We start from the raw sequence: 26520 nt of genomic DNA on the forward strand, positions 1-26520 counted from the left end.
ACTCTCCTCTGGGCGGTCACGCGTCGGCCGAGCGGCGAGCCCGGATCTGGTCGGTGAGGATGTTGACCGCGATGACCAATCCGAGCAGCGCGAGGCCCGGCGCCACGCCGACCCACCACTGGCCGCTGACCGCGTGCTGGAGCCCGTCATTGATCATCGCGCCCCACTCGGCCGTGGGCGGTCTCGCGCCGACGCCGATGTAACTGAGTGCGGCCAGCGTGATCACCGCGTTGCCGAAGTTCGCGGCTACCTGGATCGTCATCGTGGTACCGAGATAGGGCACCACGTGACGCAGCGCGATACGCCAGCGAGGCAGCCCGATCGTGATCGCCGCCTCGACGAACGCTTCTGATCTGCTGCGCAGTGCTTCGCCGCGCAGTGTCACCGCGAACACCGGGATGATCGTCACGACGATCCCGATCACCGCGCTCTGGAGCCCGGTGCCGAGCGCGATGGCGATGGCCATGGTGAGCAGGAGTTGGGGGAAGGCCAGCACCGCGTTCATCGGTGCCATCAGTACGCGGTCGAGCCACCGCGCGCCCAGCCCGCAGGCCAGCGCGACGATCAGCCCGCCCACGGAGCCGAGGACGACGGAGATCGCGGCCAGCATGATCGAGATGCCCGCCCCCACGGCGACGCGGGTCAGGACGTCGCGCCCTTCGCCGTCGGTTCCCAGCAGATGCTCGGCGCTCGGTTGCTGGAGCGTGTTCGTCACGTCGGCGACGTTGGACTGGTCCTGGACGAAGATCCCGGCGATGGCGAGCGTGAGGTAGGCCGCTAGGACGATGATCGTGATGATCCTCGGCCAGGGGCGCCGACTCGCCATCGTGGGGGCGGCTGTTACGGTGACGGCCATGGTCACTTCGCCCAGGTGCGCATGTCGTACGAACTGGAGAAGTGGAACTTGCGCACTGACGTCGACAGGACGAACGGCGTGAGGCTCTGGTAGAGCGTCACGCGCGGATACGCCTCCACCCAGTTCTTGGTGAGTTGTGCGTACAACCTGTCGCGTTCGGCCTCGTCGCTCGTCTTGCGCGCTTCGTCAAGCAACGGCGTGTTCGCCCGGACGCAGATGTAACCCGTGTTGAACGTCCCCACACTGCTGCACGCCTCGTCGTACTGCAGATAGTAGCCCGCGTTGGCCAGCGCGGGGCCGTCGAAGCGGAGCGTGGCCTGGCTCTTGCCGTTGTAGACGGCGTCGTTCCAGGCGCTGGAGGTCAGCGTGCGTACCGTGATGTTGATGCCGATCTGCTTGAGCGCGCTCTGGATGACCGTCGAGAGGGCCTTCTGGTTCTGGTCCCCCGCCAGGATGTCGAGCGTCACGTTGATCGGCGTCTTGACGCCCGACTTGTCCACCAGCTTCTTGGCCTCCTCGACGTTCGCGGGGACCGGCTGTCCGTGTTCTTCGCTGTAGCCGGGCATCGAGGGCGGGATCGGCCCGTAGTACTGCTTGCCGAAGCCGTACAGGACGTTCTTGATGATGTCCTGGGCCGGTATGGCCTTGACCACGGCCTCGCGGAGGTCGCGGTTGGTCCACGGTTCCCGGTTGTTCGGCATGGTCATGACCATGGACTGGGTGTCGTCGTAGGCGACGACCTTCACGTTCTGCTTCGATTTCAGCGAGTTCAGCGCTGAGCCGCTCAGGCCGAAGGCGATGTCCGTCGTTCCGTTCTCGACGTTCAGCAACTGCGTGGAGGGCGAGGTCACCCATGTGATCTGGATCTCCTCGCTCTCCGGCGGCAGCCCCCCGTACGTCGGGTTGGCCTTCAGCACGGCCGACGTGCCCGCGGAATAGGACGAGAGCACGTACGCGCCACCGCCGGCCGCATGCGAGTCCATCCAGGCGTTGCCTTCGTTGGCCTTCACGCCGCCGTTGGCTTCGACGAGCGTCGGGTCGACGATGCCGCCGGAGGTGTCGGCGAGCGCGGCGAGCACCTGGGGGTCCGGCTGGTTCAGCTTGATCACGACCGTCTCGTGGTCGGGCGCGTCGATGTCCTTGATCAGCGGCGGGTCCGTGTAGAGATCGTTGAGAATCGACGAGCCACACTGACCCATCGTGAGCGTCCGCTCGAGCGAGAACTCGACCGCCTCGGCGTCCATCGGCGCACCGCTGGGGAACTTCCAGCCGGTTTGCAGCTTGAAGACGTAGGTCTTGCCGTCTTCTGAGGTGTCCCAGCTCTTGGCCAGGTACGGCATGATCGTGGTGTAGTCGATCTGCGTGGTGCCTTCTGGGCCGCGCTTCGCGCCGAAGTCGACGAGGCGGGCGTAGAGCGAGTTGAGCAGTTGGCGGTCTTCGCCCGTACAACTCTTGGCCGGGTCGAGCGAGGCGGGTGCGGAAGCGAAGCTGACCTGCAGCGGTGAGGTGTCGCCCACTCTCGCGGTGGGGCCGACAACACCCAGCTTGTCGGCGGTGCAGCCGGTCAGCGCCAGAGCGCAGGACCCGGCGGCGCTGATCGCGGCGATGGTGCGGAGCCTCACGAGGAGTCGCTTTCCCTGCGCTGTGCCCGCTCCCGCTCGGTCGCCCTCGCGTCGACCGACAGCAGCCCGCCCACGTCGCGGTTCAGGTGGACACCGTAGATTGTCCTGGCGGCGTCGATGCCGAGGATGTCGTTGTCCACGTCGTTCAGCACGCGCGCGGGGTCACGGTCGAGGGGATGGCCATAACCGCCGCCACCGCCGGTATGGATTCCCATGATCGTCCCGTTGGGGATGGGGAAGTCGCCGACGCGCTCGTACTGGACCACAACCTCGCCCGACGGGTATGTCAGGACCGTCTTGGTGATGTCGCCCGCTTCACCGCCGTGCAGTCCGCGGGCCAGCCCGTCCTTGGTGCACTCGAGGGCTGTCTTGATCATGCAGTCGTCCTGCAGCACGCGGATGTCGCGTTTGACGCCCATCCCGCCGCGGAACTCGCCGGGCCCGGCCGACTCGGTGTTCAAGGCGAACTCCTCGCATCTGATCGGGTAACGGCTCTCCATCACCTCGACGGGCGTGTTGAGCGTGTCACCGTCACCAGTGAAGACCAGGGTTTCGCCGTCGTGACCCTCCCACGCGCCGTGCCCGCCCATGACCGGCTCGGCGAAGACGAACCGCTTGTTGGTGGCGCTCGTGCACAAGACGTAGTCGGAGACCATCTGGTACGAGGACGCGCGGCCACGGTGCGGTGCGACCTCCGTCATCGCGTGCACGATCATCTCCGTGACGCCGGTGCCGACATATCCGTAGGAGTCGCAGGGCGACGGCGCACCCGGGTTGACCAGCGTAGCCTCCTCGGGCCACGTCACGTCGACGACCTTGAGATGCGCCTCGTTCGTCGGGCCCAGCGGGTCCAGGATGCCCTTGACCGCCTCCACGGCAGCGCTGAGCGTGGCCGCCTCGCCGATGTTGATCGGGCCGGGCGCGGAGCGGGACGTGCCGTCGAAGGTGACGGTGAGCCGGTCACCCTCCACCGCGACCTGAACCGCGACGCGCGGCCGGTAGCCGCGGTCGACTCCGTCGAAGTCGAGCTCGACCTCTCGCTCCATCCGGCCGTCGGGCAGGGCCGCGATCTCCTGGCGGAGCGCGGACTCCGTCCGCTCGAGCACGTCACCCATGATGCCGGTGACGTCCTTGGGGTCGTACCTGTCGCACAGGGCCTGCACCCGGCGCGCACCGGTCAGGCACGTCGCGATCTGCGCGTGCAGGTCGCCCATCACGATGTGCGACACCCGTACGTTCGCCTCGATGAAGTCCAGCAGGTCGACGTTGGGCTCGCCGGCGATGTGCAGGCGCTGGTTGGTGAACCTCAGACCCTCCTGGTAGATCTCCGTGGAATCCACGGTCCACCCCCCGGGGCTCATGCCGCCGATGTCGGCCCAGTGCGCCATCGTGGCGGTGAACGCCACCAATGCGCCCTCGTGGAACACCGGCATGTAGACGGCCGTGTCCGAAAGGTGCGTGCCGGTGAGGTACGGGCAGTTCGCGATCAGCACGTCCCCGTCGCGGAAGCCGTCCTTGCCCCAGCGGCGGATGCCGGAGCGCACGGTCTCTGGCAGCGAACTGACGAACACCGGCAGCCCGGGAGCGTCGGCCCACATGTCGCCGTCCGCGGAAAGGATCGTGACGCCGAAGTCCTTCACGTCGAAGATGAGCGGGTTGTAGGCGCTGCGGATGAGCGTGTCGTGCATCTCCCTGGCCGCCGAGACCAACGCGTTACGGGTGATCTCGGCCTTGACCGGGTCGGCGATGGTCTTCATCGAGCGCTTCCTTTCCCGTCACGGGCGAGTTCGAGGTTTCCGGTGTCGTCCAGCGCGATAGTCCAACCGGGCGGCACGATCACGGTGGTCGTCCACTCGTCGATCACGGCCGGGCCGTGGAGCGTCACGCCGAGCCTGAGGTCGCTGCGCTCGAACACCGGGACGTCCTCGTACCAGCCGGTGGCGGGGAACCAGATGTCACGCGATGCCACGGGGACGACCTCATCCGCAGTCGCGGGGACGGGGAACTTGGGACGTACGACGGGGGCAATGGCACGGCAGCGAAGCGTCACGACTTCGGTGAGCGCGCCGGGGTCGCCGTGGCCGTACCGCTCCTTGTGCCGCTCGGCGAACAGCCCCGGCAGGTCGCCGATGAGCTCCTCCGCATCGTGCTCGACGACGGTCGCGGCGATCGGGGTGCTGAGCGTGTGCTCCTGGCCGGCGAACCTGATCTCGGCGCTGTAGGAGCACTCGACGCCGCCGACGGGGAAGCCGTAGTCGTTCAGCGCGGCCGTCGCCTCAGCGTGCAACTCCTTCAGGTGACGTGCCAGCAGCGAGTGGTTGTCCGGCGTGATCGGGAGCGAGACGGTGACGGTCGCGTCCTCGCGGTAGTCGCTGTTGAGCATGCCCCACGCGGAGAATCCCGCGGCGGCGGGCGGCACGAGCACGGTGCCGACGCCCAGTTCCTCACAGACCCCCGCGGCAAACAGGCCACCACCACCACCGAAGGAGACCAGGACGAACTCGCGGGGGTCGAGGCCGCGTTGCGTGGTCATCTGCCTGATGGCGTTGGCCATGTTGGCCTGGGCGACCGCGACGATGCCCGCGGCGTGTTCCACCACACTGGAGTCGTCGCCGAGTGCCTCAACGATGGCGCGTTCCGCGCGTCCCTTGTCCAGGGTCATCCGGCGACCGAGGAAGCGCTCCGGGTCGAGCATCTGGAGGATCACCTGGGCGTCCGTGACCGTGGGCCGCTTGCCGCCGAGCCCGAAGCAGGCCGGGCCTGGGTGGGCGCCCGCGCTCTCAGGCCCCACCTTCAGCGTGCCGGACAGCGGGTTGATCGAGGCGATCGAGCCGCCACCCGCTCCCACCGACACAATATCGATGACCGAACCCATGATCGGCCGCTTCTCGATGATCGTCTCTGATCGCTCGACCACCTCACCGTCGCGGATGAGGGCGACATCGTAGGTGGTGCCCCCGACGTCGGCGCAGATTCCGTTGCGGTACCTGGTCGCCGCGAGCAGCGCACGCGCGCCGACGACGCCACCGGCCGGGCCGGAATTGAGCGTGTCGACCGGGCGGCGTTCGGCGGTGCTGATCGGCGTGACGCCGCCGTTGGAGCGCAGGAACGCGATCGGATTGGTCAGCCCGCCCTCGCGCGTGGCCGACTCGACCGCGCGAGCGTAGCGGGAGAAGTGCGGCTGCGTGAAGGCGTTGATGACCGTAGTGGAGGTGCGCTCGAACTCGCGCCACTCGCGTACGAGGTCGCTGGAGACGCTCACCGAGAGATCGGGGTACTGCGACCGTACGAAGTCGGCGACGAGTTGCTCGTTCTTCGGGTTCTTGTAGCTGTGCAGAAAGATGATCGCCACCGCTTCCACGCCCTGCTGGACAAGGAAGTCGACTTCGCGCCTGACCTCGGCGAGGTCCACAGGACGAAGGACGCCGCCGTCGGCGGCCAGGCGCTCGTCGATCTCGCGGCGGAGCTTCCGCTCGACCAGGGGCTCGGCGGCGGTGATCTGCAGGTCGAAGATCTCCGGCCGGCCACCGCGGCCCAGCTCAAGTACGTCTCTGAAGCCCTTGGTGGTGAGCAGCCCCGTTCTGGCGCCACGGAGCTGGACCAGCGTGTTGAGCGCGACCGTGGTGCCGTGGATGAGCAGCTCGATCTCCGACAGCGGGGCGGGCAGCCGCTCGATGCCGGTCATGAACTCGTTGACGAGGTTGCTCGCCGTCGCTGGCTGTTTTTCGACCACCACCTGCCCAGTCGCCTCGTCGAGCAGCACATAGTCGATGAACGTCCCACCAACGTCGACGGCGAGACGTCGCTTCGTCTTCGATTCGGTCATGCGTCCCTCTTCCCTTGCGCACCGACACTCGATGGGTGCAGTGTCAGATGTCGCATCTGATATAGCAGTGGACTCTAGAGGGTGTCCGGCTGTCTGAAAAGAGGATTCGTGGGATTGGTTCGTCACTACCATGTTTCGTGTGCTATGCACCATTCGACGGGAAGACGTCCGCTCAGTGATTGCAACAGATCGCCACGAACGGGTATTACAGTAAGTGCGGTGGAGGCGCAGGCATGAGCCCCGCGCATACCTCCATCCGCGCCCCATGGGAAGGTCACCACGTGTTGATCGATGAGCCGCTATCGGCTCTGCGCCCTCGGGAATCGCTGAGGGACGTGACCCTGCGGCGGCTCCAGGCGGCGATCATGTCCGGCTACCTGAAGCCGGGCACGGTGTACTCCGCACGATCGATCGGCACGCAGCTCGGAATCTCCGCGACCCCGGTACGCGAGGCGATGCTCGACCTCGTCAAGGAAGGTCTGGTCGAGGCGATACCCAACAAGGGCTTCCGCGTCGTCCAGCTCACCAGCACAGAGCTCGACGAACTGACCCAGCTACGCGAGCTCATCGAGGCCCCGACCGTCCGGCTGATCGCCAAACGGGGCATCGATGACGAGGCCGGACTCGCGGAACTGCGCCATCTCGCCGACGAACTCGAACGTACGGCGCGCGACAAGCTCCCGATCGAGTTCAGCGCTATCGACCTGCAGTTCCACCTGAAACTGCTCGCGTACGGCAACAACAAGAGCCTGGTGGACACCGTCCGCGGCCTGCGCTTGCGCTCCCGCCTGTACGGCATCCCCCAACTGGCCGACCGTGGCGAACTCGCCTCCACCGCCCACGAACACACCGAACTTCTGGACCTGATCTGCGCAGGCGACGCCGACGGCGCCGAAGCCCTGATGCGCCGCCACATCAGGCACGTACGCGGAGTATGGGCCACCGGCGACAGCACCGACGAGTAGCCGCCGGGGCCGGGGCGCCACACTGGCAGAAGATGCAACGACGCCCGAGCGTTGGCTCGGGCGTCGTTGGTGCTGGGGCGGGTTCAGTTGGTGAGGCGGTGTCTTCGATCCCGGCTATCGAGAAGTCCAGTGCGGCCGACGCCTTGTCGACTCTGGGCACTGCATCGCTCTGACCTGCATGTGCAGCTGATGCATGCAGAAGAGTGCTGCGGACGGTCTTCGGATCCGGCCTCGGGGAGCGATGGAACAGTGGTTGGCGTTGAGCATTGGCCGACGTCATGGACGCCGTTGACGGCGGGCGTTCCCGCCTGTCACCCGTTCAGCGACGGCTGGGCCCGCCGGTCAGTCGACGCCTTCGATGATGCGGAAGTCGCGCTCGAAGCCGTCGGGGAGGGCCGCCAGCGCCTTCTGGTATGCCTCGCTCTCGTACGCCGCGACGGCCTGTTCAAAGCTGTCGAACTCGATCAGAACGACGCGTTGCGTGGTTCCGGCCTCGCGGGCGACGACTCGACCGCCACGGGACGGGATCCTGGACAGGACGCGCCCGCCCCCAGCCTGGACAGCCGGACCGGCCAGCTTGTCGTAGGCGGTCAGACTCTCAGGGCCGGAAATGGCGGGGTAGACACTGACCCAGTAGCCCTTAGCCATGGAAATCTCCTGTGTTGGGCCGGACACGTCCGACTTCGAATTGACACTCAGATCGATCTATCCTGGCGACGGGTACTGCGGTCAGTTGAATCGTCATATGCGCAGGTTAGGGCTTGAAGCGGCCAGGATCCGCGCCTTGTAGGACTTGGTGAACGTCCGCCGCCTGGGCCGGGCCGGGTGCTCATCGGTCACCCGACCATCCTGCCCCGTCAAGGCGCTCTGATCGGCGAGGGTCATCGTCACTGTCTCGATCGTCCTGTCTCGACCTGCTTCACATCAAACGGACTCATCTGTCCCATGTATCACAGCAGTCCGACAGTGAGGGAGACGTGAGCCGACTGGGAGGAGCCGTCAGCGGCCGCTCACTGACTGCTTGGCCTCCTGACTGTTCGGCCCGGGCACCCCTCGGCGTCCGGGCCGCGGTCAGCCACAGGCCGGTGAACATGGAGCAGGCCAGCGTCACGGCACCCGCCGCGAGAAAGGCGTTGTTGAGGCCGGATTCGAAGGAGGCGCCGCCGGACTCCTGCATGTGGACGATCGCCCCGAGCACCGCCACGCCGAGCACCGCGCCGATCTGCCGGGTGGTGCTGCTGACGCCCGAGGCGAGGCCGCCCTCCTGCGGGCTGACGGCCTGGATGGCGGCCCCGGTCAGCGGCGACATGGTGAGGGCGAACCCGATGCCGGCGACCGCCAACCGCCACCACACGTTCCCGTAGCCGGTATCGGCGTGGACGAAGCCCAGCGCCAGCAGCCCCAACCCGGCCAGGGCCAGGCCGATGCTGACGACGACGCGGAAGCCGTACCTGGCCGCGAGCCGGCCCGCGTACGGGCTGACGATCACCATGGCCAGCGAGACGGGCAGGGTCCGCAGTCCGGCGACCAGGATCGAAGTGTCCTGGACGTAGACGAAGAACTGGGAGAAGAAGAACGACGACCCCATCAGCGCGAACCCGACCACGACCATCGCCGTGTTGGACACCGTGAACAGCCGCTGACGGAACAGCCGGAGCGGCAGCATCGGCGTCGGCACACGAGCCTCGACCACGACAAACGCGGCCAGGAGCACCAGTCCGGCGGTGAAGCTGCCCAGGATCAGCGGCGAGGTCCAGCCTCGGGAACCGCCCTCGATCAGGCCGTAGGTCACAGCGCCCACGCCCGCGGCGGACAGGACCGTGCCGGGGACGTCGATCGGCGGCGCGCCCGGGTTGCGGGACTCCTTCAGCACGCGCAGCCCGGCCAGCAGCAGGACCGCCCCGATGGGCACGTTGACCAGGAAGATGGCGGGCCAGCCGAAGGACTCCACCAGCATCCCGCCCACCAGTGGTCCGGCGGCCAGGCCGAGGCCGCTGAATCCGGCCCACAACCCGATCGCCCTGACGCGCTCTCCCGGGACGGGATACGCGGCGGTGAGCAGCGCCAGTGAGGCGGGGCTCAGCGCCGCGGCCCCGACGCCCTGCAGCACCCGCCCGGCGATCAGCCAGCCGATCGAGGGTGCGAGCGCACACACCACCGACGCGGCCGTGAGCACCACCACCCCGGCCAGGAACACCCGCCTGCGGCCGAACCGGTCGGCGAAGACGCCGCCCGACAGCAGCAGCATGGCCACCAGCAGCACGTAGGCGTCGACGATCCACTGCAGGCCGGTCAGCCCGGTGTGGAGCCGCTGCTGCATGTCGGGCAGGGCGGCGCCGACGATCGTGTTGTCGAGCAGCACCATGAACTGACCTGCGCAGGTCAGGGCGAGCAATGCTTTCACGTACATCCCTTCTAAAAGCAGTTCATGACTGCGTTAACGTAGAGCCTTGAAGGCTCTAACGCAAGTCTCCACTGCGTTAAGGTGGTGGGTATGGATGAGCAGGGGCGGGCCAGGCGGCCCGGCGGGCGCAGCGCTCGGGTCCGCGCGTCAGTGCACCAGGCCGTTACCGAGCTGGTCAGGGAGCGCGGCTACGGAAACTTCACAGTCGGCGACATCGCGGCCCGCGCGGGCGTGGCCGACACCAGCCTCTACCGCCGGTGGGGCAACCTCCAGGCCCTGCTCGGCGATGTGCTGCTGACCCGGCTCAACGCGCAGTCGCCGATGCCTGACACCGGCAGCCTGGCCGGCGACCTGCGGACGCACGCCGCCAGCGTGGCCCGCGAGGTCACCGGCCCCGACGGTCTGGCGCTGGTGCGGCTGACCCTCGCGCTGTCAGGCGAGGGTCAGCAGGGCCTTCAGGCACGCGATGAGCTCCTGGCCGACCGCACCAGGCAGTTGCAGGCCGTGCTCGACCGCGCCCGCGACCGCGGCGAGGACCCGCCTGACGTACTGGAGGTGCTGGACCATCTCCTGGCGCCGATCTACATGCGCGTCCTGTTCGGCGCGGGCCCGCTCACCCCTGACTACCTCGACGGGCTGGTCGATCGGTTGCTCGCCTGATCCAGCCCGTCGCGCTGCGGAACAGTCGCTGCCTATCGACCGCCGTCGGCGAGCTACGTCCCATTTGTAGCTGGGGTCGGTTTCTGGGCGGCCGTCCCAAGCGGGTGCTGTTCGGCCTGGTCGCCAACCGGGCACTGGCCCCGTCCTCCAAGCTCTTTCGACGAGGTCGCAAACCTGCTCAACCTTGAGGCCGCCCTGTTGCTCTTCGACACCACCAGCACCACGCCTCCTCGGCCCTGCTGAGGACCGCTGTGGCATAGAACCGGCTCCACGCTTTCAGGGGATTGACAGCCGTCGGCGGGGACGTCGCCGTCGAGGACACCACGTTCTTCGACTACGGAAGCCCCCATCGGGCTCTCACCAGCCTGACGGGCTTCCGGACCTGGTAACCCGTCACCACTCGGCGAAGGAGCCGTCAGCGTGCCGCCACAGCGGGCTACGCCAGCGGTGCCCCTGCCGCGCCATCCGCTCCACCTCGGCTTCGTCGATCTCGATGCCGAGCCCAGGGCGGGTGGAGCGGGTGGCGTACCCGCCGGGGAAGGTCAGCGGGGCGGGATCGAGGAGATAGTCCAGAACGTCGTTGCCCTGGTTGTAGTGGATGCCGACGCTCTGCTCCTGGATGAGGAAGTTGGGGATGGTGAAGGCCAGTTGCAGGCTGGAGGCCAGTGAGATGGGGCCGAGCGGGCAGTGCGGGGCCATGGTCACGTCGTAGGTCTCGGCCATCGCAGCGATCCGGCGGACCTCCGAAATTCCGCCGGCGTGGCTCACGTCAGGTTGGGCCACCGCGATGCCGTGCCCGATGACATCGCGAAAGTCCCACCGCGAGAACAACCGCTCACCGGTCGCGAGCGGGATGGACGTGCTCGTGGCGAGCGCGGCCAGGTTACGTGAGTGCTCGGGCAGCACCGCCTCCTCCACGAACAGCGGCAGGTACGGCTCCAGCATCGGCAGCAGCCGCCGGGCCATGGCGGTGGAGGCCCGGCCGTGCAGGTCCACCACCAGGTCGTGGTGCTCGCCGATGGCCTCGCGCACGGCGGCGACGCGCTGGACGACCTCCATGGTGCGGGCCGGGGTGTCGATGGCGGTCAGCTCGGCGGAGCCGTTCATCTTGACGGCGGTGAAACCTGCCTCGATCTGAGCCACGGCAAGCTCGGCCACCTCGGCGGGCCGGTCGCCGCCGATCCAGGCGTACATGCGGACTTTCTCGCGTACCGGGCCGCCCAGCAACTGGTGCACGGGCAGCCCGGCGGCCTTGCCGGCGATGTCCCACAGCGCCTGGTCGATCCCGGCGACCGCGCTGGACAGCACCGGACCGCCCCGGTAGAAGCCGCCCTTGGTGAGGACCTGCCAGTGGTCCTCGATGCGCAGCGGGTCCTCGCCGATCAGGTAGTCGGCCAGTTCGGCGACGGCGGCCCGGACGGTTTCGGCCCGGCCTTCGACGACCGGCTCGCCCCAGCCGGTGATGCCCTCGTCGGTGCGGATGCGCAGGAACAGCCAACGGGGTGGGACGAGGAAGGTGTCCATGGAGACGATCTTCATGGGGCTCCGTTCTAGGAGGAAGTGGTGGAGATGCTCCAGCCGCCGTCGACGTTGGGGCAGGCGCCGGTGATGAAGGAGGCCACCGGAGCGGCGAGGAAGGCGACGGCTGCGGCCACCTCGTCGGGGGTGCCGAAGCGGCCCGCCGGGGTTTCGGCGATGCTGGCGGCCCGGCCCTGCTCGTCGATGCCGTCCCGGCGGGGCTCATGATCGGGCCGGGGACGATCGCGTTGACGCGCACCTGAGGGCGTACTCGACGGCAAGCTGCCGGGTCAGCGACTGCAGACCGCCCTTGGCGGCGGCGTACGGCGCGCAACCGGGGATGCCGGTCTGCGCGTGCACGGAGGAGGTGATGACCAGCGCCTCGGAGCTTTCGGCCAGCAGCGGGCAGAACGTGCGCGCCGCCAGGTGGGCAGCCCTGAGCGAGACGTCGATCTGCAGGTCCCAGTCGGTCTCGGGCATCCGGTGCACCGGCCGGGCAGGCACCACCCGGCCGGGGCCGGGCCGTTGGCGTGCAGCACGTCCAGCCGACCGACCCGATCACGCAACTCCTCCAGGACGGCGGCCCAGTCACGGGCGGAGGAGACGTCCAGGTGCACGAACGCGGCCCGCTCGCCGATCGCGGCGGCCACATCGCGGCCCCGCTCGTCGGCGATGTCGGCCAGCAGCACCCGTGCCCCCTCGGCGGCCGGACGGCGGGCGGTGGCCGCGCCGATGCCCGAGGCGGCGCCGGTGACCAGGGCCGTCCTGGCCTCGAAGCGGCCGTTCATCGCTGCCCCGCGAACAGTGCGTTGGCGGTGACCTGCAGGTCCACATCAGCCCACATCGGATGGTGCGGGGCCGCGTTCGAGCAGACCACGGTGCCCCGCGCGCCGACCCGCCGGGCATGCTGAACCGCGTCCAGGCACATTCCGGCTCCTACGGGCCCCTCCTCGAAGGTGCCGTGCAGCGGGGTGTAGCCGATCCAGCCCTCGCCGAACACCAGGGGCAGATCCCGGGCGGCGGACCAGTCGGCGGCCACCTCGATCCAGATGCGCAGCGTCTCGGCCATGCCATAGCCGTACACCGCGTGCCGGTCGTACAGCCAGCGGTCGAACCGGGCCGGATCGCACCAGTCGTGGAGGTACACCTCGCGGCCCGGCACCACTGTGGCCGCGCTGCGCCACTGCTGCTCAGGATGCCAGTCCTGCAGGTCGGGGGCGTCCGGGCGCAGCAGTTCCCGCCGGGCGCGCTCCTGCGGGAACGGCACGGTGGTGTCGCGCAGCGCGAAGGCGTCGATCAGTTCGTCCAGGACCCCGTAGACGTAGGGGTGGAAGACGGCGACGTCGATGTTGGCCGGGATGCCGCGCATCTCGGCGTGCGGCACGCGGGCGTAGTTCACCGTCGCGGGAGTGTCCGGATGCCGGGCCTTGAACGCGTCGACGGCCTTCTCCAGGTACGGCCGCAGGCCGAGCACCGGGGACTCACCGGGCGCGAGCGCTTCGGTGAGCCAGGTGAACTGGATCTCGTTGTGCAGCTCGACGAACGCGATCTGTTCGGCCAGACCGTGCCCGGCCACGAAGTCCACCAGGTCGGCGAGGGCCTCGGCCAGCGCGTTCGCGCGCCGCTCAGCCGGCACCGCGCGCAACGCCTCATACCAGGCGGGGTCGGTCAGGAAGCTGGAGCTCTGCTGATACTCCCATGAGGAGACGATCACCCGGCAGCCGTGCCGCCGGGCGGCCTGGAACAGCGCCAGCAGATGTGCGCGGCCGTCCAGAGTCGTGCTTTCGCGGACGTCGTACCAGCGGGTGCCGAGGCCGTAACCGCGGCCGAAGGGGGCGAAAGTCAGCGCGGAGGTGTCCAGCCCGGATCCGAACAGCAGGTACGGCATGGCGCAGATGCGCACGGTGTTGTACCCGCGCGCCACCGCCTCGGTGAAGGCACGATCCAGGTCATCGAACGGCTCTTCGGGGCCGGTCCTGGTGTACCAGGTGAAGTCCCAGAGTGTGATGGTCAATGTGGTCAAGAGGTCGGCTCCCTCAGGATTTGACGGCGCCCGCGGTCAGGCCGTCGAGCAGCTGTTTGCGCAGCAGGATGAACATGATCAGGCTGGGTATGGCGGCCAGCACGCTGCCGGCCAGCACCAGGTCGACCTGATGGGCCTCGGCGGCGTACAGCGACTGGATGCCCAACGGCAGCGTGTACTGGGCCGGGTCGGAGACCACGATGAGCGGCCAGAAGAAGCTGTTGTAGCTGTTGAGGAAGCTCCATACGGCCAGCGCGCCCAACGCGGGACGCAGCAGCGGCAGCACCACGCGGGTGAACAACCCGAACTCCGAGGCGCCGTCGATGCGGGCGGCCTCCAGCACCGAGTCAGGCACGGCCTGCTCGGCATACTGGCGCATCATGAAGATCCCGAACGCGGGGGCCACCCACGGCACGATCAGGCTGAAGTAGACGTTGGTGACGCCGGCCTTGATGAGCATGACGAACAGCGGCACGACGATCACCGCGAACGGCACGGCCATGGAGCTGAACATCACGTCGAACAGCAGCCGCTTGCCGCGGAAGCGGTATTTGGCGAAGGCGAACCCCGCCAACGCGCACACGAACACCGACACCGCGGTGGACACCACGGCCACGATGGTGCTGGTCGCGAACCAGCCCCAGAACGGCTGCGTCTCCAGCAGGCGGGTGTAGTTCTCCAGCGTGAACGGCGACGGCAGCGGCTGCGGCGGGTAGGTGAAGATGTCGCCGCGATGCTTGAACGACGAGCTGAGCGCCCACAGCAGCGGCAGCACGAACATCACCACGAGGGCGATCAGCAGCACATACACCAGCCGGGGCCGGCGGTCGGCCGGGCTCTTGGAGCGGGGCGCGGCGCTCCGGCGGGCGCCCGGCTCAGCCGGGGCGCGCTTGGTCTGGAGGGCGCTCACTTCTCCCTCCCCACTCCGAAGGCCGCGTTGGCGGCGCGCCCGATGAAGAAGACGATGACGAACATCACGACGCCGGCCGCGGCCGCGTAGCCGAGCTGCTGGCGGGTGAACGCCTCGCGGTAGATGAACATCGCCACCGACAGCGTTGCCTCGCCCGGCCCGCCCTTGGTCAGCAGCATGGGCTCCTCCAGGATCTGCGCGGTGCCGACCATGACGGTGACCGCGACGAACGCGGTGACGGGCTTGAGCATGGGGAGGGTGACGTTGCGGAAGCTGCGGACCCGGCCCGCGCCGTCGATCGCGGCGGCCTCGTACAACTCGCGCGGGATGTTCTTCAGTCCGGCCAGGAAGAAGATCGTCAGGTAGCCGGTCCAGCGCCACAGCACCAGCAGCATCACGCTGACCTTGGCCCAGGAGGGCTCCCCGAGCCAGTCGATGCCGCCCCAGCCGAAGAAGCCCCGGAGCGCGGCGTTGAACAGGCCGTATTCGCGGTCGTAGAACAGCGTGAAGACCAGCGCGATGATGATCGGTGACAGCACGACGGGGATGAAGAACGTCAGCCGGAAGAAGTCGCGGCCGCGCAAGCCTCGCGCGTTGAGCCCTTGGGCGATCAGCAGTGCAGCCGGCACCACCACGCACACCGAGAACAGCACGTACAGCACGGTGTTGACGACCGCGGACAGGAAGCTGGCATCGCCGAACAGCCGGGTGTAGTTGTCCAGCCCGACCCACAGCGGAGTGCCGAGTCCGGCCCAGTCGGTCAGGCTCAGGTAGCCGCCGATGCCGATGGGGGTGATCAAGAACAGCGCGTACAGCAGGTAGAACGGGGAGATGAAGGCGTAAGGCGCCAGGGTCCGCCGCCTCGCAACGGACGGCACGTCAGTTGCCCTTCTTGCTGTTGTAGGCGGCTGTCGCCTCCTTGATCGCCTCAGCGGGCTTCTTCTTGCCCTGCAGCGCCTCCAGCATGGGGCCGCCCAGCGCTTCGATCAGCACGTTGAGCTGGGAATGCTGGTAGAAGACCGGGCTGTCTTCCGAGGCGGGGGTGTAGACGTCGAACAGGCGCTGCCCGCCCAGATACTCGTCCTCGACGTCGAGGAAATCCTTGTCCTGGTACAGCGACTTGAGGGTGGGCAGGAAGCCGCCCTGCTGAAAGCGCAGCAGCTGCCCTTCCTTGGTCAGGTACGTCTGCTTGAGGAGCTCGGTGGCGGCCGCGGTGTTGGGCTTGTCCTTGAGCACGGCGAAGCCGGTGCCGCCGAGGTTGGAGGCGATGTGGCCGCCGCCCGCGAAGCGCGGCAGTGTGCGGATCCGCCACTTGCCCTTCTGCTCGGGTACGTTGGTCTGCAGGCCGTAGACGTTGTACCAGTTCGGCATCACGGCGGCGATGAGCTTGTTGTTCTTGAGCGCGGCGGTGTTCGGCGCGCCGTACGGGTCGGGCAGGGCCAGCAGGAAGCCGCTGGCCACGCCCTTGGCCATGAAGTCGAGCACCTCGACGGCCTCGGGGGAGTGCAGGATGAGGTTGCCGCTCTGGTCGAAGTAGCCGCCGCCACGCTGCAGCAGTAACTGCAGGAACGCGTTCGTGATGGAGGTGTTGTCGCCCGTGGCGACCGTGCCGAGCGACTGGCCGGTCTTCTTATGCAGGCGGGCGCCGATCTCCGCCAGCTCCTCCCAGGTGCCGACGTCTTCCGGAATGTCGTTCTTCTTGAATTCGTCCTCGCGGTAGTACATGACGCTGAGACAGGTGTCGGACTCCAGGGCGTACAGCTTGCCGTCGATGCTGTACGGGGAGGTGCGCAGCAGGTCGTCCTTGACCGGGGCGACGAGGCTGTCCAGGTCGAGCAGGAGCTGCTTGCCGATACCGCCGGTCATGACCCGAGGAAAGACACTGATCACGATCCCGATCATGTCGGGGGTCCCCGTGCCGGCCGCACCCTGTGAGACCATCTTGGTTACCAGGGCCTCGCTGTCGGCCTGGGTGGCTTTCACGGTGTAGTCGAAGGCGCCGTTCGGCGCATCACTGAGCCGCTTGGCCGACTCCGTGAAGGTCTTCACATAGCCAGGGTCGTGCGTCCAGAAGTTGATCGTCACGGCGCCCGACGTGACCGCCGGGCCGCGGTCAGCGCCGCCGCCGCAGGCGCTGAGCACCGGCGCGGCAAGCAGACCACCGCCGATCAGACCGGTTCGACGCAGGAAGGTCCGCCGCGTCACGTCGCTCATCGTCGACTCCTTCGTTGGGGGTTCGATGTGCCCCGATACGGGACTTGACGAGCAGGATGCCCCCGCACCTCATTAAAGTCAACAATAAATACGATTACTTTTTACACTAGTATGCTTAGGTGTTACGAAGGCGATCTATGGGGGCGGTGGCCGAGAGTGCGGGCGTGGCATGATTCCGCCATGACGGAGATCGGAAGAGCCGGTGCGCACGACCGGGTTGTCAGCAGCCTGGGCGCGGCCATCGTCAATGGCGACATCCCACCTGACGATGATCTTGACGTGGCGGCGCTGCAGGAGCGTTTCTCTGTGAGCAGGACCGCCGTGCGTGAGGCACTGCGCGTGCTGGCCGCCAAGGGCCTCGTCGGAGCCCGGCCCAGGCGAGGTACCTTCGTGGCGCCGCGTGAGCACTGGGCGCTCCTGGATGCCGACGTGCTGCGCTGGCGCTTCGCCGATCGAGTGGACGAGACGTTCCTGGACGAGCTGGGCGAGGTACGGCTGACCGTCGAGCCGGCTGTGGCGCGCATGGCGGCGCTGCGCCGCACCGATCGCGACCTGGCCGATCTGGAAGACGCCCTGGCCGCCATGCGGACGGCGGTGGGCAGACCGGCCGTCGATCACGTAGAGGCCGACCTGGCCTTCCATCACGCCCTGCTGCGTGCCGCACACAACGAACTGATGGCGCAGATGTCCACCGCGATCGAGGCGGGGCTGCGGTTGCGTGACCAGTTCGTGCACGCGACACTCACCAGCGAATCCACCGACAAGCACGCCGAGGTGCTACTCGCCGTGCGCAAGCAGCGGCCGAAGGCGGCCGAGACCGCGATGCGAGCGCTCATCGAGCGCTCCATCGCGGACGTCGACCTGGCCAAGAAGGTGCACGGAGAGCAGGCCGGACGCTGAACGGCGGCAAGGCCGGACACCCAAGGCAGGCCGTCAGCGGGCCACACCGTCACCGGCCGCCAGCAGGGTCCAGCTCGCGCCGTCGCGGCAGCCCCTCCCAGTCGCCCCACGTCGCCACAGCGAACGCACCGCACGTCACGGCGCGCTCGCAACGGTCGCCTCCGCGCCGGCGTACGCCAGCGGCGGCGCTGGCGTCCACGGCCTGGCGCGGCGAGGCCGCGTCGAGCACGGTGCCTGCCCCGACCGCTACTCCCTGATCCCACCCCCGGCCGCCCACCGGATGGCCTCGGCCGCGCCGGGCGTCGCCATGGTGATCTCCATCGCGCGGACGCCGGTGTCGGCGAGGGTCTCCAGCGCGGAGTTGAGGTGGCGGGAGTCATCAGCTCTGACGATGGCGATGACGGGTAGAGCGGCCGGCGCCTCGTCCAGTGTCGTCATCGCTCCTCCTCGATGAGCACAGTGCGGGGCACCGGGGTGAGGGTGACCGAGCGCAGTTCCAGGACGGAGCCGCCGGGACAGGCGGTGGGCCGTACCAGGGGGGAGATGAAGACGGGGGCGTCCTCGCTCAGCGGCAGCAGCCTCAACTCGATTCCGTGCTCCAGGAACTCCTCGCGGAAGCGGCGCAGCCCGATCTCCCAGGCCGGGCCGTACCAGAACTGGTCGGCCACCAGGCGGCCGCCGATGTAGGCGCGGCCCACATCGCCGATCCAGTCCAACCGCAGCAGCACCTCCTCCTCATCCGTGAAAACCTCTCGAGGAATGGTGATGCGGTACACGGCGGCCTGATCGAAGTCCGCGTCGGTGGGCGCGGAGGCACGTCCGGACGCAGGATCGATCACCGGTCGCCGTACCGGACCAGCCTGCTTGACCTCCTCCACCTTCGCATCGAGCACCCGACCGGCAGAGGCAGGCGCCGGCAGCAGGCCGAACACGCCATCGGTCCGGGTCGCGGAGGCAGGAGCGGGGAAGACCCGTACGTCCGAGGAGCCCTGGCCGTAGACCACCAGGCGGCTTTCCTCGATCACTACAGGCCGCTCGCTCAGCACCAGCCGGTGAGCCCCCCAAAGCTGTCCCATGGCTGCGGTCAGGGCGCGGGCGGCGTCCAGTACCAGGACTGCCGCACGGGCGCCGGATGCGTCGCGCATCCGCATCAGGCATCCGGGGCCCGGCGCGAGATCAGTGATCAGGAGACGGTCGCCATCGTGCTCCACCGTCGCGGGCCCCTCGACGTCGGTGACGGTGGCGGCATCGAAGACGAGCTCCACCGGGATGTCGGCGCTCTGGCAGAAGACGTGTACCGGCTCGCCGGCGTCCAGCACCCCCATGGGCTGTGCGGTAGCGCTCAGCAGCATGCTGCCGCCGACCGGGCGAGCGAGCGGCCAGACGAAATACGCCCCAGATGGCACCGTCACCGGCTGACGCGGTACGACGAGTTCGCGACCGTCCAGCTCAACCGTGAACTGCACCTCCTCGTGGGCGGGGAGTGTCTCGACCGGTTGGTGGTTGTTCACGAACAAGAATCCCGAACGGCCGTCGGAGCGTACGCACCAGCGCAGCGTCTTGCGGTCGGAGGTGTCGTCGGGGGCGTCCGGCGGCATCACCAGCGCCATGGTGGCCAGGTCCGGTCCGTCGCAGGCCAACCACAGATGCTGCAGCCGCAGATGGTGGAAGGAGTCGCGGAACTGACCGTACTCGCCGATTGGTGCCTGGAAGTCGTAGTTGATCACCGGGCAGTCGTTGGGGTAGCCGGTGGCGTGCGACTCCTGAAGCGTGGACAGCGCGCCGATCTTCTGGGACGCCCCGTGGTACATGTAGTAGCCCTGCCATACCGACCCGCTGCCCAGCTTCACCAGCCCCAGCGCGACGATGTCGGGGGCCTCGATGATCGGCCGGCGGTGGTAGGAGGTGTACATTCCGCTGCCCAGCTCGCAGGTGGCGAACGGATAGCGGGCCAGGTGACGCTCGTCCGAGCCGGTCACCTCGGTGGTGCGCAGGTCCGCGCCGATGGAGTCGTCGTCCCGGCCAGGGCCGAAGAAGTAGTGGGCGCGGCTCTGCTGCGGCCATCCGTCATGGGCGGTGTCCCACGCGGCCTCCGGGTACCCGCCGAACAACGGGATCACCTCGTCCGGAGGCAACTGCGCGCGCCCCCACCCGGTGGCCGTCCACAGCGGCGCGTCGATGCCCGCGGCCTGGGCGATGCGCTTCAGCGTGACGAGATGGTCCGGCTGGTCGTACAGTTCGTTCTCCACCTGCACCGCCACCACGGGACCGCCATGTTTGCGGGTCAGGCCGGCGAGCTGGCTGCCGATCTGCTCGAACAGCGGCCGGACCAGCTCAATGTAGCGGGGATCGTCGGTCCGCGGCACGCAGCCAGCCTCCAGCACCCAGTCCGGGAAACCGCCGTTGCGCGACTCCCCGTGCCCCCACGGCCCGATCCGCACCACCACATCGAGCCCCAGTTCGGCACAGGTGGTCACGAAACGGCGCAGGTCGCGGTCGCCGCTCCAGTCGAAAACGCCGCGCCGCTCCTCGTGCAGGTTCCAGAAGACGTAGGTGGCGACGACGGTCACCCCACCCGCTCGCACCTTCAGCAGCTCTTCCCGCCACTCGGCCGCCGGGTAGCGGCCGTAGTGGAACTCGCCCATGATCGGAAACCACGGTTCTCCCCTCCGGCTCAAGTACCGGGAGTTCACGGTGATCGCGTCGGGCACGTGGGGCAGATCACCCAGCCGCAGATGGCCCTCCACAGGCAGGGGAATCTGGCTCGGGATGGCGAGTCGTCGCACAGCTGCACCTTTCCTTCAGGCCACACAGTGGGTGCACAGTACTATGACTATGAAAAAAAATACTACTAGTCGTGTGGCTGGTGGCCGGTGCCGGGGTGGTCCGCAGAGTGGAACGGCCGGGCCCGTGGTACTGGTCAGGTGTGCGGCGCTGCCTGACGCAGGCCCGATGAAGTCAGCAACCGCACGAACGTCACGTTGCGGTCCCCGGTGCGGCCCACCATCCGCGCCTCGACCACGCCGGCTCCATGCTGACGATCTTCATGAGGTCCCGTTCTAGGACCGCCGGGTCGGAGCAGAGGGCGTAGGTCTCGGGGACCGGGACGCCGGTGGCGGCGAGCGCGGTCATCACCGTGTACTCGCGGCGCATGTCGTGCGCGGTGTGCTGCACGTGTCCCAGCGGAGGGCACCGCACGATCCACCACGACACGTCGTCGGTGACCTCGTATGTCAGGTTCGACCGCCTGGGAGACCTCGATCTGGGTCACGAGCTCGGCGAGGACTCGCGGATCGCCCTCCTGGACATCGACACGTCCGGCGTCGAGGAGCTGGCGGGCGAGCTGGGGGCTGGAGCGCTCGCGGTCCAAGTGGACCTGTCCCAGGACGAGTCCCTCGTCCGATGATCACAGCGTGGAAGGCCGCCCACCCTTCGGTCAGCGGCCACCAGGGCAAATACCAGATGCGCGAGATCGTTAACGCGCTGCTGTACTCGCACCGCCCTGGCCGATCAGGGCTTCAAGAGCAGCGTGGGCGCCCATTGGGAGCTTCGTGGGCGCGGCGTCGTCCGAGCCAAGCGACCGCAGGAACTCCTGCGTGTCGCGCCGCATACAGGCCGGTCGGCGCTTTGGGGGATTGTGGTACGTTCTTGATCGTAAGGTGCAGCGCTTCTTGGTGAGCGTGTCGGGACATCCGGCCAGCACGACAGCCTCAGTAAGGCTGTCTGGTCTCTCAGCGGAGAGCGTGCTTCGCCGTGTCCAAAATCTTTTCCCCGCGTGCATGGGCAGTCTTCTTGCTCGTGGTCGCCGCCGATGTGCTCGACTTGCTCAGCACCACGGTGACGAATGTGGCGGCCCCCACCATCGTGAGGGAACTCGGCGCCTCATCGTCCCTGGTTCCCTGGCTCGGCGCGAGCTACACGCTCGCGATGGGCTCCCTGATGATTGTCGGCGGCCGACTGGGAGACCGGTTCGGTTGCCGACGGCTGTTCCTCATCGGGTTGGCCGGATTCACCCTGTGCTCACTCACGGCCGCCGTGGCCACCACGTCGTTCGTCCTCGTGGCTTCCCGTACCGGCCAGGGCGTGTTCGGCGGCCTGCTGATCCCTCAGGGATTCATTCTGCTGATGCGGGTGATCCCCCGTGAGTCGATGGGCACGGTGTTCGGCCTGTTCGGCCCCTTGATCGCGGTGTCTTCGATCAGCGGGCCCGTGGTCGCCGGACTGCTGATCGAGGCCGATCCGTTCGGCCTGTCCTGGCGATCGGTCTTCCTCCTCGACGTTCTGCTCGGCGTCCTGATACTCGTGGTGGGTCGGAAGGCGATCCCGCCCTTCGACAGCGACGCCTCGATCCGTATCCGTCCTGGTGCGGCCTTGACCCTGATGGCGGGCCTCGGACTGCTGCTCGCCGGACTGATCGATGGCGGCGCAAGCGAGTGGACGGACCGCGCCGTCACCGCGACTACGGCCGGCACCGTCGTGCTGGCCGCGTTCGGATGGCAGCAGGCGCGCACCAGGCGCCCCCTGCTGGAACGATCACTGTTCACCAACCGCGGCTTCGTGGCCGGTCTGGTCTTCGGCGCGCTGTTCTTCAGCACCGTCACGGGCACCATGTACGTGACGACGCTCTACCTGCAGCAACGTCTGAGCCTGAGCCCGTTCCACGCCGCCCTGGTCACCGCACCGGTATCCGTCGGGATCATCGCCGCCTCCTTCACGGCCAGAAGCCGCGTCGTCTCCCACGGTCGCGGTGTGATTTCGATCGGCGTGCTGCTGTTCGCCTTGGGCATCATTGGCATGACCATCGTGATTGGCGTAGAGCGCCACCCGGTGCCGCTGATCTCCGTTCCCCTGTTCGTGGCCGGGCTCGGTATGGGCTGTTGCTTTGGTGCGGTGTTCGCGGTCGCCCTTGGCGATGTGAATCCCGCCCAGGCCGGCAGCGCCAGCGGAGTCCTCAACGCGGTGCAGCAGATCGTCAACGCAGCCGGCTCCGCCGTCGTGTCGACCGTCTACCTCGCCACCGCCACGCCGAGCGGTCCGTCCAGCGGCGTTCTGCCGTGCCTACTGCTCACCTTGGCTATCACCGTGGCCTGTGCGATGAGCATCCCGCTTCTTCCCCGCCGCGGTGCCCACCTCCACTGAGCCTCACACGGCGCTGAAAGGCCAACGCCGGACCGGGGGTCCTCCCCATGCCTCCCTCGGCCGATCCGAACCCCATCCATACCATCCCAAGGAGTTTTCCATGATTCTTGTCACCGGAGGCCGCGGCGCGGTCGCCACCCAGCTGCTCACCCTGCTGCAGCGGGCCGGTCACCCCGTGCGCGTCGCCTCCAGCAACCCCGGCGAACTCCACGTCCCCGAGGGCGCCGCAGCCGTCACCTGCAACCTCAGGAACCCGGTCACCTTCCCGGCCGCTCTCTGCGGGGTCAGCGAGGTCTTCTTGTACGCCGAGGCGTCGCACATCGCCGAGTTCATCGACGCCGCCGCTACAGCGGGCGTCGAGCACGTGGTCCTGCTGTCTTCCGCCGGCGTCCTGGAACCCAACGCGGCCGACGACCCGCTGGCCAAATCTCATCTCGACGTCGAGACCGCCCTGCTGAGCTCGCCGCTCACCACCACGTTCCTGCGCCCCGGCTCCTTCGCCGCCAACGCGGGAGCCTGGGCCTGGCCGATCAAGGCCGGCCGCCCGGTGAGCCTGCCCTACCCGGGCTCCTACACTGACCCCATCGACGAACGGGACATCGCCGAGGCGGCCTTCACGGTGCTCACCGACCCACGCCACCAAGGGCGGCACCTCCACCTGACCGGCCCGCAAACCCTTACCTTCAGCGAACAGATCGACCAACTCTCCGAGACCATCGGCCGGTCGATCATCGTCAACCACGTCACCCGCGAGGCATGGAAGCAGGAAATGGCCCATTACATTCCTGGGCCCTACGCGGACGCCCTGCTCGACTGCTGGCACGCCTATGACGGCCGCCCGGTGCCTCTCACCGATACCGTCGAACAAGTCACCGGCCACCCTGCGCGCACGTTCGCCACCTGGGCCCGGGACCACGCCAGCGACTTCGTCGAGTAACCTCCAGCAGCACGCCCGCTCCCTGCGAGCCGATCATGCGGCCGCGGGTACCGCCACTCCAGCCGGCGGGTACACGCGAGAAGCGTTGACTTGGGCTAACGCCTCTCGCGTGTACCCGGCTTTCACGACAGGCATAGTTGACGGCCGAGGCCCGGCAGCGACGAACGTGACCGCAGGGCCGGACCTCCGGCACGGTGATGGTGGAACCGCCGCGCGTTCGGCCGCCTGGCCTTCGCCGCCGCAGCCCTCACCACGCCCAGCACCGGTGGCCTGGGACACAGAGACCAGCGTGCGCCAGTTCCGCCACCGCGTACGCCGCGAGCTTCGCATGCCCGCATAGAGCCACGGCCACGCCCGCAAACACGTCTCCGACTCCTCGGGCCGGAAGGACCATGCGTCCATGAGCGAAGGCAAGCGACTGCGACGGCAGGCATGGTCGCGCTCGACCGCGTCACACCGGACGGCGGAGCATCGGGCTTGGCACCAGTCGTGTACGGCGTGGATGTCGATCAGGTCGCGGCACTGCCGGAACAGCTCCGAGACCGTCAGGGTGTCGCCGGGTGTGCGGCGGCTGCGACCTTGGCGAAGGCTGGCCGCTCCAGGGCGGGACCTTGGAGGTGGTCGCCGGGTGGGGTCCCCGCGAGTCCGCGCCTTGACCGGTATAACCTGGGGATGTCCGGCAGGTTGGTGCCGCCAGGACCGCGCGGCGATGCCTTCGGCCGATCCAGGAGGAGCGCGGTCGGAAGAGGTAATCGTTATGGCCGTTCCTCGCAGCCTCGCCCGCCCCGGTGGCCGCAGGGCCGCGGCCGCGGCGCTGTTCCTGCCCACCGCCCTGACGCTGTCCGCCTGCACCGGCGACAGAGCGGCCGCGCCGGACGACTCGCCGACGCCCGCAGAGACGGCGCAGGCGGAGACGACGTCGCCTACTGCGACCGCCGAGAGCTCTCCTGGGGAGGAGGCGCCCGGTGCGACGGTGACGCTCCAGGATGCCGAGCGGACCGCGCTGGACGCGGTCGGTGAGGGGCGCGTGACGTGGTCCGGTCCGGAGGACGACCGCGGTGCCGCCTGGGAGATCGAGGTGACCCGGGACGACGGCTCCGAGGTCGACGTGCTCGTCGCGGCCGACGGACGGGTCGTCAAGCAGGTCGAACGCCTGGTCAGCCCGCGGGCCACCCCCGAGGCGGAGATTCTGCCCACGCCGGCGGACCCGTCCCGCGTCACTCAGTCGGAGGCCGAGGAGATCGCGCTGGCCTGGGTCGGTGAGGGGCGCGTGACGTGGTCCGGTCCGGAGGACGACCGCGGTGCCGCCTGGGAGATCGAGGTGACCCGGGACGACGGCTCCGAGGTCGACGTGCTCGTCGCGGCCGACGGACGGGTCGTGTCTTGACGTCGCCCGCCGACGTGCCGCCTCAGGCGAGTTCCAGGTGCGGACGATTGTGCCTCCCAGCGTCACGTGCAGTTGGCCGCAACTGGGCTCGCGGGGTGGACTGCGCGCAAAGAACGACCGCCGAAGCGTCCAGCTAAGTTGCTCGCGGGTACCGCCAGGGTTGTCCGCAGGTTCCCCAACCCCGGACTCCCCGGAAGAAAAGGATCGTCAGCGTGGGGCGCGACGCCGCGTGGCGCGGGGTGGTGGGGCGGGTCGCCGGTTCCGGGCAGCCTCCACTGATCGACGCCGCCTTGAACCGCAGGCCGCGTCCTCACGCGGGGGGCGGCGGGGGCCCGCCCGCGCGCACCGGCGTCGTCCAGGACGGTCCTGGGCGTTGCGGACGGTGCACCGAAACCGCCTGCATGATCATGCAGGCGGAATGCATAACTGGGCGTCAAACCGCCATAAACGGGCACGGTGCAAGGGGCGCACGCAGTGCCGTCGACAGCCCCTCGGGCCCTCGGTCTCCTTCCAGCCCGCCGTCTCCAGCATGGCGACGCTGTCCATGCCTCCAGGGAGTTGCCCCCACGAGAGTCCCTCAGGCGGAGCAAAGGATCAGGGGGGTAAGGATGCGCCGTTCCCACTTGCCGACGACCACGCCATCGATGACCTTCTTCTTGCGCCGGAACATCATGCGGGTCCTCCAGCGTGGTCAGCGTCGAACGATCGATCGGTTCCTCGCCGGATACGGCGGCCCCGTCCGGCCGCTCTGCGGGTACTACCTGCACCGTGACGGTGGTGCCGTACACGCGGGCGGCCCCGAACAGGGTGTTGATCACCTCGGTGGCGTGCTCGGCGCGCGAGCTGCTGAGCCGATTCCGCCATGCCCACGCGTCCTGATCCCAGTTCATGACCAGCTTGATCATCGCCACCTGGCGCTGGAACTCCGCCGATCCTGATGGAGATGCTCGCACCCGAGGTGACCCTTGCCGAGGACGGCGAGCAGGTACGCGACATCTATGTCGTCAGCAACCCCGGCAAGCTCGCCTCCATCCCGGACAAATCCACGGGGTGAGATGTCACATCTCGCTCCTGGAAAGACTCAAGGGGCTGACAGGACGAGTTGATGGGAGCGATGACATGGCGAAGGTGATCGGTGCGGGCGTTGCTACCAGTGACC

24 protein-coding genes and 1 pseudogene are annotated in these 26520 nt (G+C 68.2%); 8 read left to right on the plus strand and 17 right to left on the minus strand.

Annotated elements, in window-relative coordinates:
• Positions 1-16 precede the first annotated feature (16 nt).
• The 4 genes from E1267_RS02155 to E1267_RS02170 are packed head-to-tail and all read right to left on the minus strand — an operon-like array spanning position 17 to position 6304.
• The gene (locus tag E1267_RS02155) at positions 17-856 is read right to left on the minus strand and encodes an ABC transporter permease (RefSeq protein ID WP_132329087.1); all 840 of its coding nucleotides are present in this window, start codon (positions 854-856) and stop codon (positions 17-19) included.
• Between the two features lie 2 nt (positions 857-858).
• A complete protein-coding gene (locus E1267_RS02160) occupies positions 859-2478 on the minus strand; it encodes an ABC transporter substrate-binding protein (protein WP_132329089.1) in 1620 nt (539 codons plus the stop codon).
• A complete protein-coding gene (locus E1267_RS02165) occupies positions 2475-4235 on the minus strand; it encodes a hydantoinase B/oxoprolinase family protein (protein ID WP_132329091.1) in 1761 nt (586 codons plus the stop codon). The genes E1267_RS02160 and E1267_RS02165 overlap by 4 nt, the downstream gene beginning before the upstream one ends.
• Entirely contained in the window at positions 4232-6304 is a 2073-nt protein-coding gene (locus E1267_RS02170) for a hydantoinase/oxoprolinase family protein (RefSeq protein ID WP_165959426.1), read from the minus strand. The genes E1267_RS02165 and E1267_RS02170 overlap by 4 nt, the downstream gene beginning before the upstream one ends.
• 335 nt (positions 6305-6639) lie before the next feature.
• Here E1267_RS02170 and E1267_RS02175 point away from each other — a divergent pair, with 335 nt between their 5' ends.
• Complete coding sequence (locus tag E1267_RS02175) at positions 6640-7269, plus strand: GntR family transcriptional regulator (RefSeq protein ID WP_246063352.1); 630 nt, start codon at positions 6640-6642, stop codon at positions 7267-7269.
• 342 nt (positions 7270-7611) lie between these two features.
• On the opposite strand, the gene E1267_RS02180 is transcribed toward E1267_RS02175, so the two are convergent.
• On the minus strand, positions 7612-7917 hold the full coding sequence (locus E1267_RS02180; protein ID WP_132329096.1) for a DUF1330 domain-containing protein: 306 nt from the start codon (positions 7915-7917) through the stop codon (positions 7612-7614).
• A 286-nt stretch (positions 7918-8203) separates the two neighbouring features.
• On the minus strand, positions 8204-9673 hold the full coding sequence (locus E1267_RS02185; RefSeq protein ID WP_220449304.1) for an MFS transporter: 1470 nt from the start codon (positions 9671-9673) through the stop codon (positions 8204-8206).
• Between the two features lie 90 nt (positions 9674-9763).
• On the opposite strand from E1267_RS02185, the gene E1267_RS02190 reads away from it, so the two are divergent.
• Positions 9764-10333, plus strand: a complete 570-nt coding sequence (locus E1267_RS02190) for a TetR/AcrR family transcriptional regulator (protein ID WP_132329100.1) — start codon at positions 9764-9766, stop codon at positions 10331-10333.
• A gap of 393 nt (positions 10334-10726) precedes the next feature.
• On the opposite strand, the gene dgoD is transcribed toward E1267_RS02190, so the two are convergent.
• The 8 genes and pseudogenes from dgoD to E1267_RS02220 all read right to left on the minus strand — a co-directional run bounded on the left by dgoD (position 10727) and on the right by E1267_RS02220 (position 16998).
• A complete protein-coding gene (gene dgoD / locus E1267_RS02195) occupies positions 10727-11872 on the minus strand; it encodes a galactonate dehydratase (protein WP_132329102.1) in 1146 nt (381 codons plus the stop codon).
• An 11-nt stretch (positions 11873-11883) separates the two neighbouring features.
• The gene (locus tag E1267_RS47090) at positions 11884-12132 is read right to left on the minus strand and encodes an SDR family oxidoreductase (RefSeq protein WP_220449305.1); all 249 of its coding nucleotides are present in this window, start codon (positions 12130-12132) and stop codon (positions 11884-11886) included.
• The gene (locus tag E1267_RS47095; RefSeq protein ID WP_281283579.1) at positions 12074-12331 is read right to left on the minus strand and encodes an SDR family oxidoreductase; all 258 of its coding nucleotides are present in this window, start codon (positions 12329-12331) and stop codon (positions 12074-12076) included. The genes E1267_RS47090 and E1267_RS47095 overlap by 59 nt, the downstream gene beginning before the upstream one ends.
• Positions 12332-12387: 56 nt before the next feature.
• A pseudogene (locus E1267_RS47100) lies at positions 12388-12639 on the minus strand (SDR family NAD(P)-dependent oxidoreductase); the annotation flags it as partial.
• A complete protein-coding gene (locus tag E1267_RS02205; protein ID WP_132329104.1) occupies positions 12636-13874 on the minus strand; it encodes a cellulase-like family protein in 1239 nt (412 codons plus the stop codon). The pseudogene E1267_RS47100 and the gene E1267_RS02205, both read right to left, overlap by 4 nt.
• A 13-nt stretch (positions 13875-13887) precedes the next feature.
• Positions 13888-14784: a carbohydrate ABC transporter permease gene (locus tag E1267_RS02210; RefSeq protein ID WP_220449307.1), complete on the minus strand. Its 897-nt coding sequence runs from the start codon at positions 14782-14784 to the stop codon at positions 13888-13890.
• A complete protein-coding gene (locus E1267_RS02215; RefSeq protein WP_132329106.1) occupies positions 14781-15662 on the minus strand; it encodes a carbohydrate ABC transporter permease in 882 nt (293 codons plus the stop codon). The genes E1267_RS02210 and E1267_RS02215 overlap by 4 nt, the downstream gene beginning before the upstream one ends.
• Position 15663: 1 nt before the next feature.
• A complete protein-coding gene (locus tag E1267_RS02220) occupies positions 15664-16998 on the minus strand; it encodes an ABC transporter substrate-binding protein (protein ID WP_220449308.1) in 1335 nt (444 codons plus the stop codon).
• A gap of 180 nt (positions 16999-17178) precedes the next feature.
• Between E1267_RS02220 and E1267_RS02225 the strand changes: the two genes are divergently transcribed.
• Entirely contained in the window at positions 17179-17898 is a 720-nt protein-coding gene (locus tag E1267_RS02225; protein WP_132329108.1) for a FadR/GntR family transcriptional regulator, read from the plus strand.
• A 246-nt stretch (positions 17899-18144) separates the two neighbouring features.
• Here E1267_RS02225 and E1267_RS02235 read toward each other — a convergent pair whose 3' ends face one another.
• The 3 genes from E1267_RS02235 to E1267_RS47780 form a co-directional block, all read right to left on the minus strand.
• Positions 18145-18336, minus strand: a complete 192-nt coding sequence (locus E1267_RS02235) for a beta/alpha barrel domain-containing protein (RefSeq protein WP_132329110.1) — start codon at positions 18334-18336, stop codon at positions 18145-18147.
• Positions 18333-20684 (minus strand): beta-galactosidase, encoded by a 2352-nt coding sequence (locus E1267_RS02240; RefSeq protein ID WP_246063353.1) that lies wholly within the window; start codon positions 20682-20684, stop codon positions 18333-18335. Before E1267_RS02240 ends, E1267_RS02235 begins: the two co-directional genes overlap by 4 nt.
• Before the next feature lie 190 nt (positions 20685-20874).
• Positions 20875-21111, minus strand: coding sequence for a phosphotransferase (locus E1267_RS47780; RefSeq protein ID WP_425465061.1), 237 nt, complete (start codon positions 21109-21111; stop codon positions 20875-20877).
• A gap of 7 nt (positions 21112-21118) precedes the next feature.
• On the opposite strand from E1267_RS47780, the gene E1267_RS02250 reads away from it, so the two are divergent.
• From E1267_RS02250 to E1267_RS02275, 5 genes are all read left to right on the plus strand, one after another.
• Entirely contained in the window at positions 21119-21304 is a 186-nt protein-coding gene (locus E1267_RS02250; RefSeq protein WP_132329112.1) for a hypothetical protein, read from the plus strand.
• A gap of 392 nt (positions 21305-21696) precedes the next feature.
• Entirely contained in the window at positions 21697-23037 is a 1341-nt protein-coding gene (locus tag E1267_RS02260; protein ID WP_246063357.1) for an MFS transporter, read from the plus strand.
• Between the two features lie 100 nt (positions 23038-23137).
• A complete protein-coding gene (locus E1267_RS02265; protein WP_132329116.1) occupies positions 23138-23974 on the plus strand; it encodes an SDR family oxidoreductase in 837 nt (278 codons plus the stop codon).
• A 757-nt stretch (positions 23975-24731) separates the two neighbouring features.
• Positions 24732-25361: a PepSY domain-containing protein gene (locus E1267_RS02270; RefSeq protein WP_132329118.1), complete on the plus strand. Its 630-nt coding sequence runs from the start codon at positions 24732-24734 to the stop codon at positions 25359-25361.
• Between the two features lie 644 nt (positions 25362-26005).
• Positions 26006-26299: a hypothetical protein gene (locus tag E1267_RS02275; protein WP_132329120.1), complete on the plus strand. Its 294-nt coding sequence runs from the start codon at positions 26006-26008 to the stop codon at positions 26297-26299.
• Positions 26300-26520: the final 221 nt, after the last annotated feature.

Source organism: Nonomuraea longispora, assembly GCF_004348345.1.
GTDB lineage: Bacteria > Actinomycetota > Actinomycetes > Streptosporangiales > Streptosporangiaceae > Nonomuraea > Nonomuraea longispora.

Coding starts and splice junctions, on each gene's coding strand:
- E1267_RS02275 (WP_132329120.1), top strand. CDS start 26,006: ATGACCTTCTTCTTGCGCCGGAACATCATGCGGGTCCTCCAGCGTGGT.
- E1267_RS02265 (WP_132329116.1), top strand. CDS start 23,138: ATGATTCTTGTCACCGGAGGCCGCGGCGCGGTCGCCACCCAGCTGCTC.
- E1267_RS02220 (WP_220449308.1), bottom strand. CDS start 16,998: ATGAGCGACGTGACGCGGCGGACCTTCCTGCGTCGAACCGGTCTGATC.
- dgoD (WP_132329102.1), bottom strand. CDS start 11,872: ATGAAGATCGTCTCCATGGACACCTTCCTCGTCCCACCCCGTTGGCTG.
- E1267_RS02225 (WP_132329108.1), top strand. CDS start 17,179: ATGACGGAGATCGGAAGAGCCGGTGCGCACGACCGGGTTGTCAGCAGC.
- E1267_RS02170 (WP_165959426.1), bottom strand. CDS start 6,304: ATGACCGAATCGAAGACGAAGCGACGTCTCGCCGTCGACGTTGGTGGG.
- E1267_RS47095 (WP_281283579.1), bottom strand. CDS start 12,331: ATGCCCGAGACCGACTGGGACCTGCAGATCGACGTCTCGCTCAGGGCT.
- E1267_RS02165 (WP_132329091.1), bottom strand. CDS start 4,235: ATGAAGACCATCGCCGACCCGGTCAAGGCCGAGATCACCCGTAACGCG.
- E1267_RS02155 (WP_132329087.1), bottom strand. CDS start 856: ATGGCCGTCACCGTAACAGCCGCCCCCACGATGGCGAGTCGGCGCCCC.
- E1267_RS02235 (WP_132329110.1), bottom strand. CDS start 18,336: ATGACGACACTGGACGAGGCGCCGGCCGCTCTACCCGTCATCGCCATC.
- E1267_RS02190 (WP_132329100.1), top strand. CDS start 9,764: ATGGATGAGCAGGGGCGGGCCAGGCGGCCCGGCGGGCGCAGCGCTCGG.
- E1267_RS02270 (WP_132329118.1), top strand. CDS start 24,732: ATGGCCGTTCCTCGCAGCCTCGCCCGCCCCGGTGGCCGCAGGGCCGCG.
- E1267_RS02180 (WP_132329096.1), bottom strand. CDS start 7,917: ATGGCTAAGGGCTACTGGGTCAGTGTCTACCCCGCCATTTCCGGCCCT.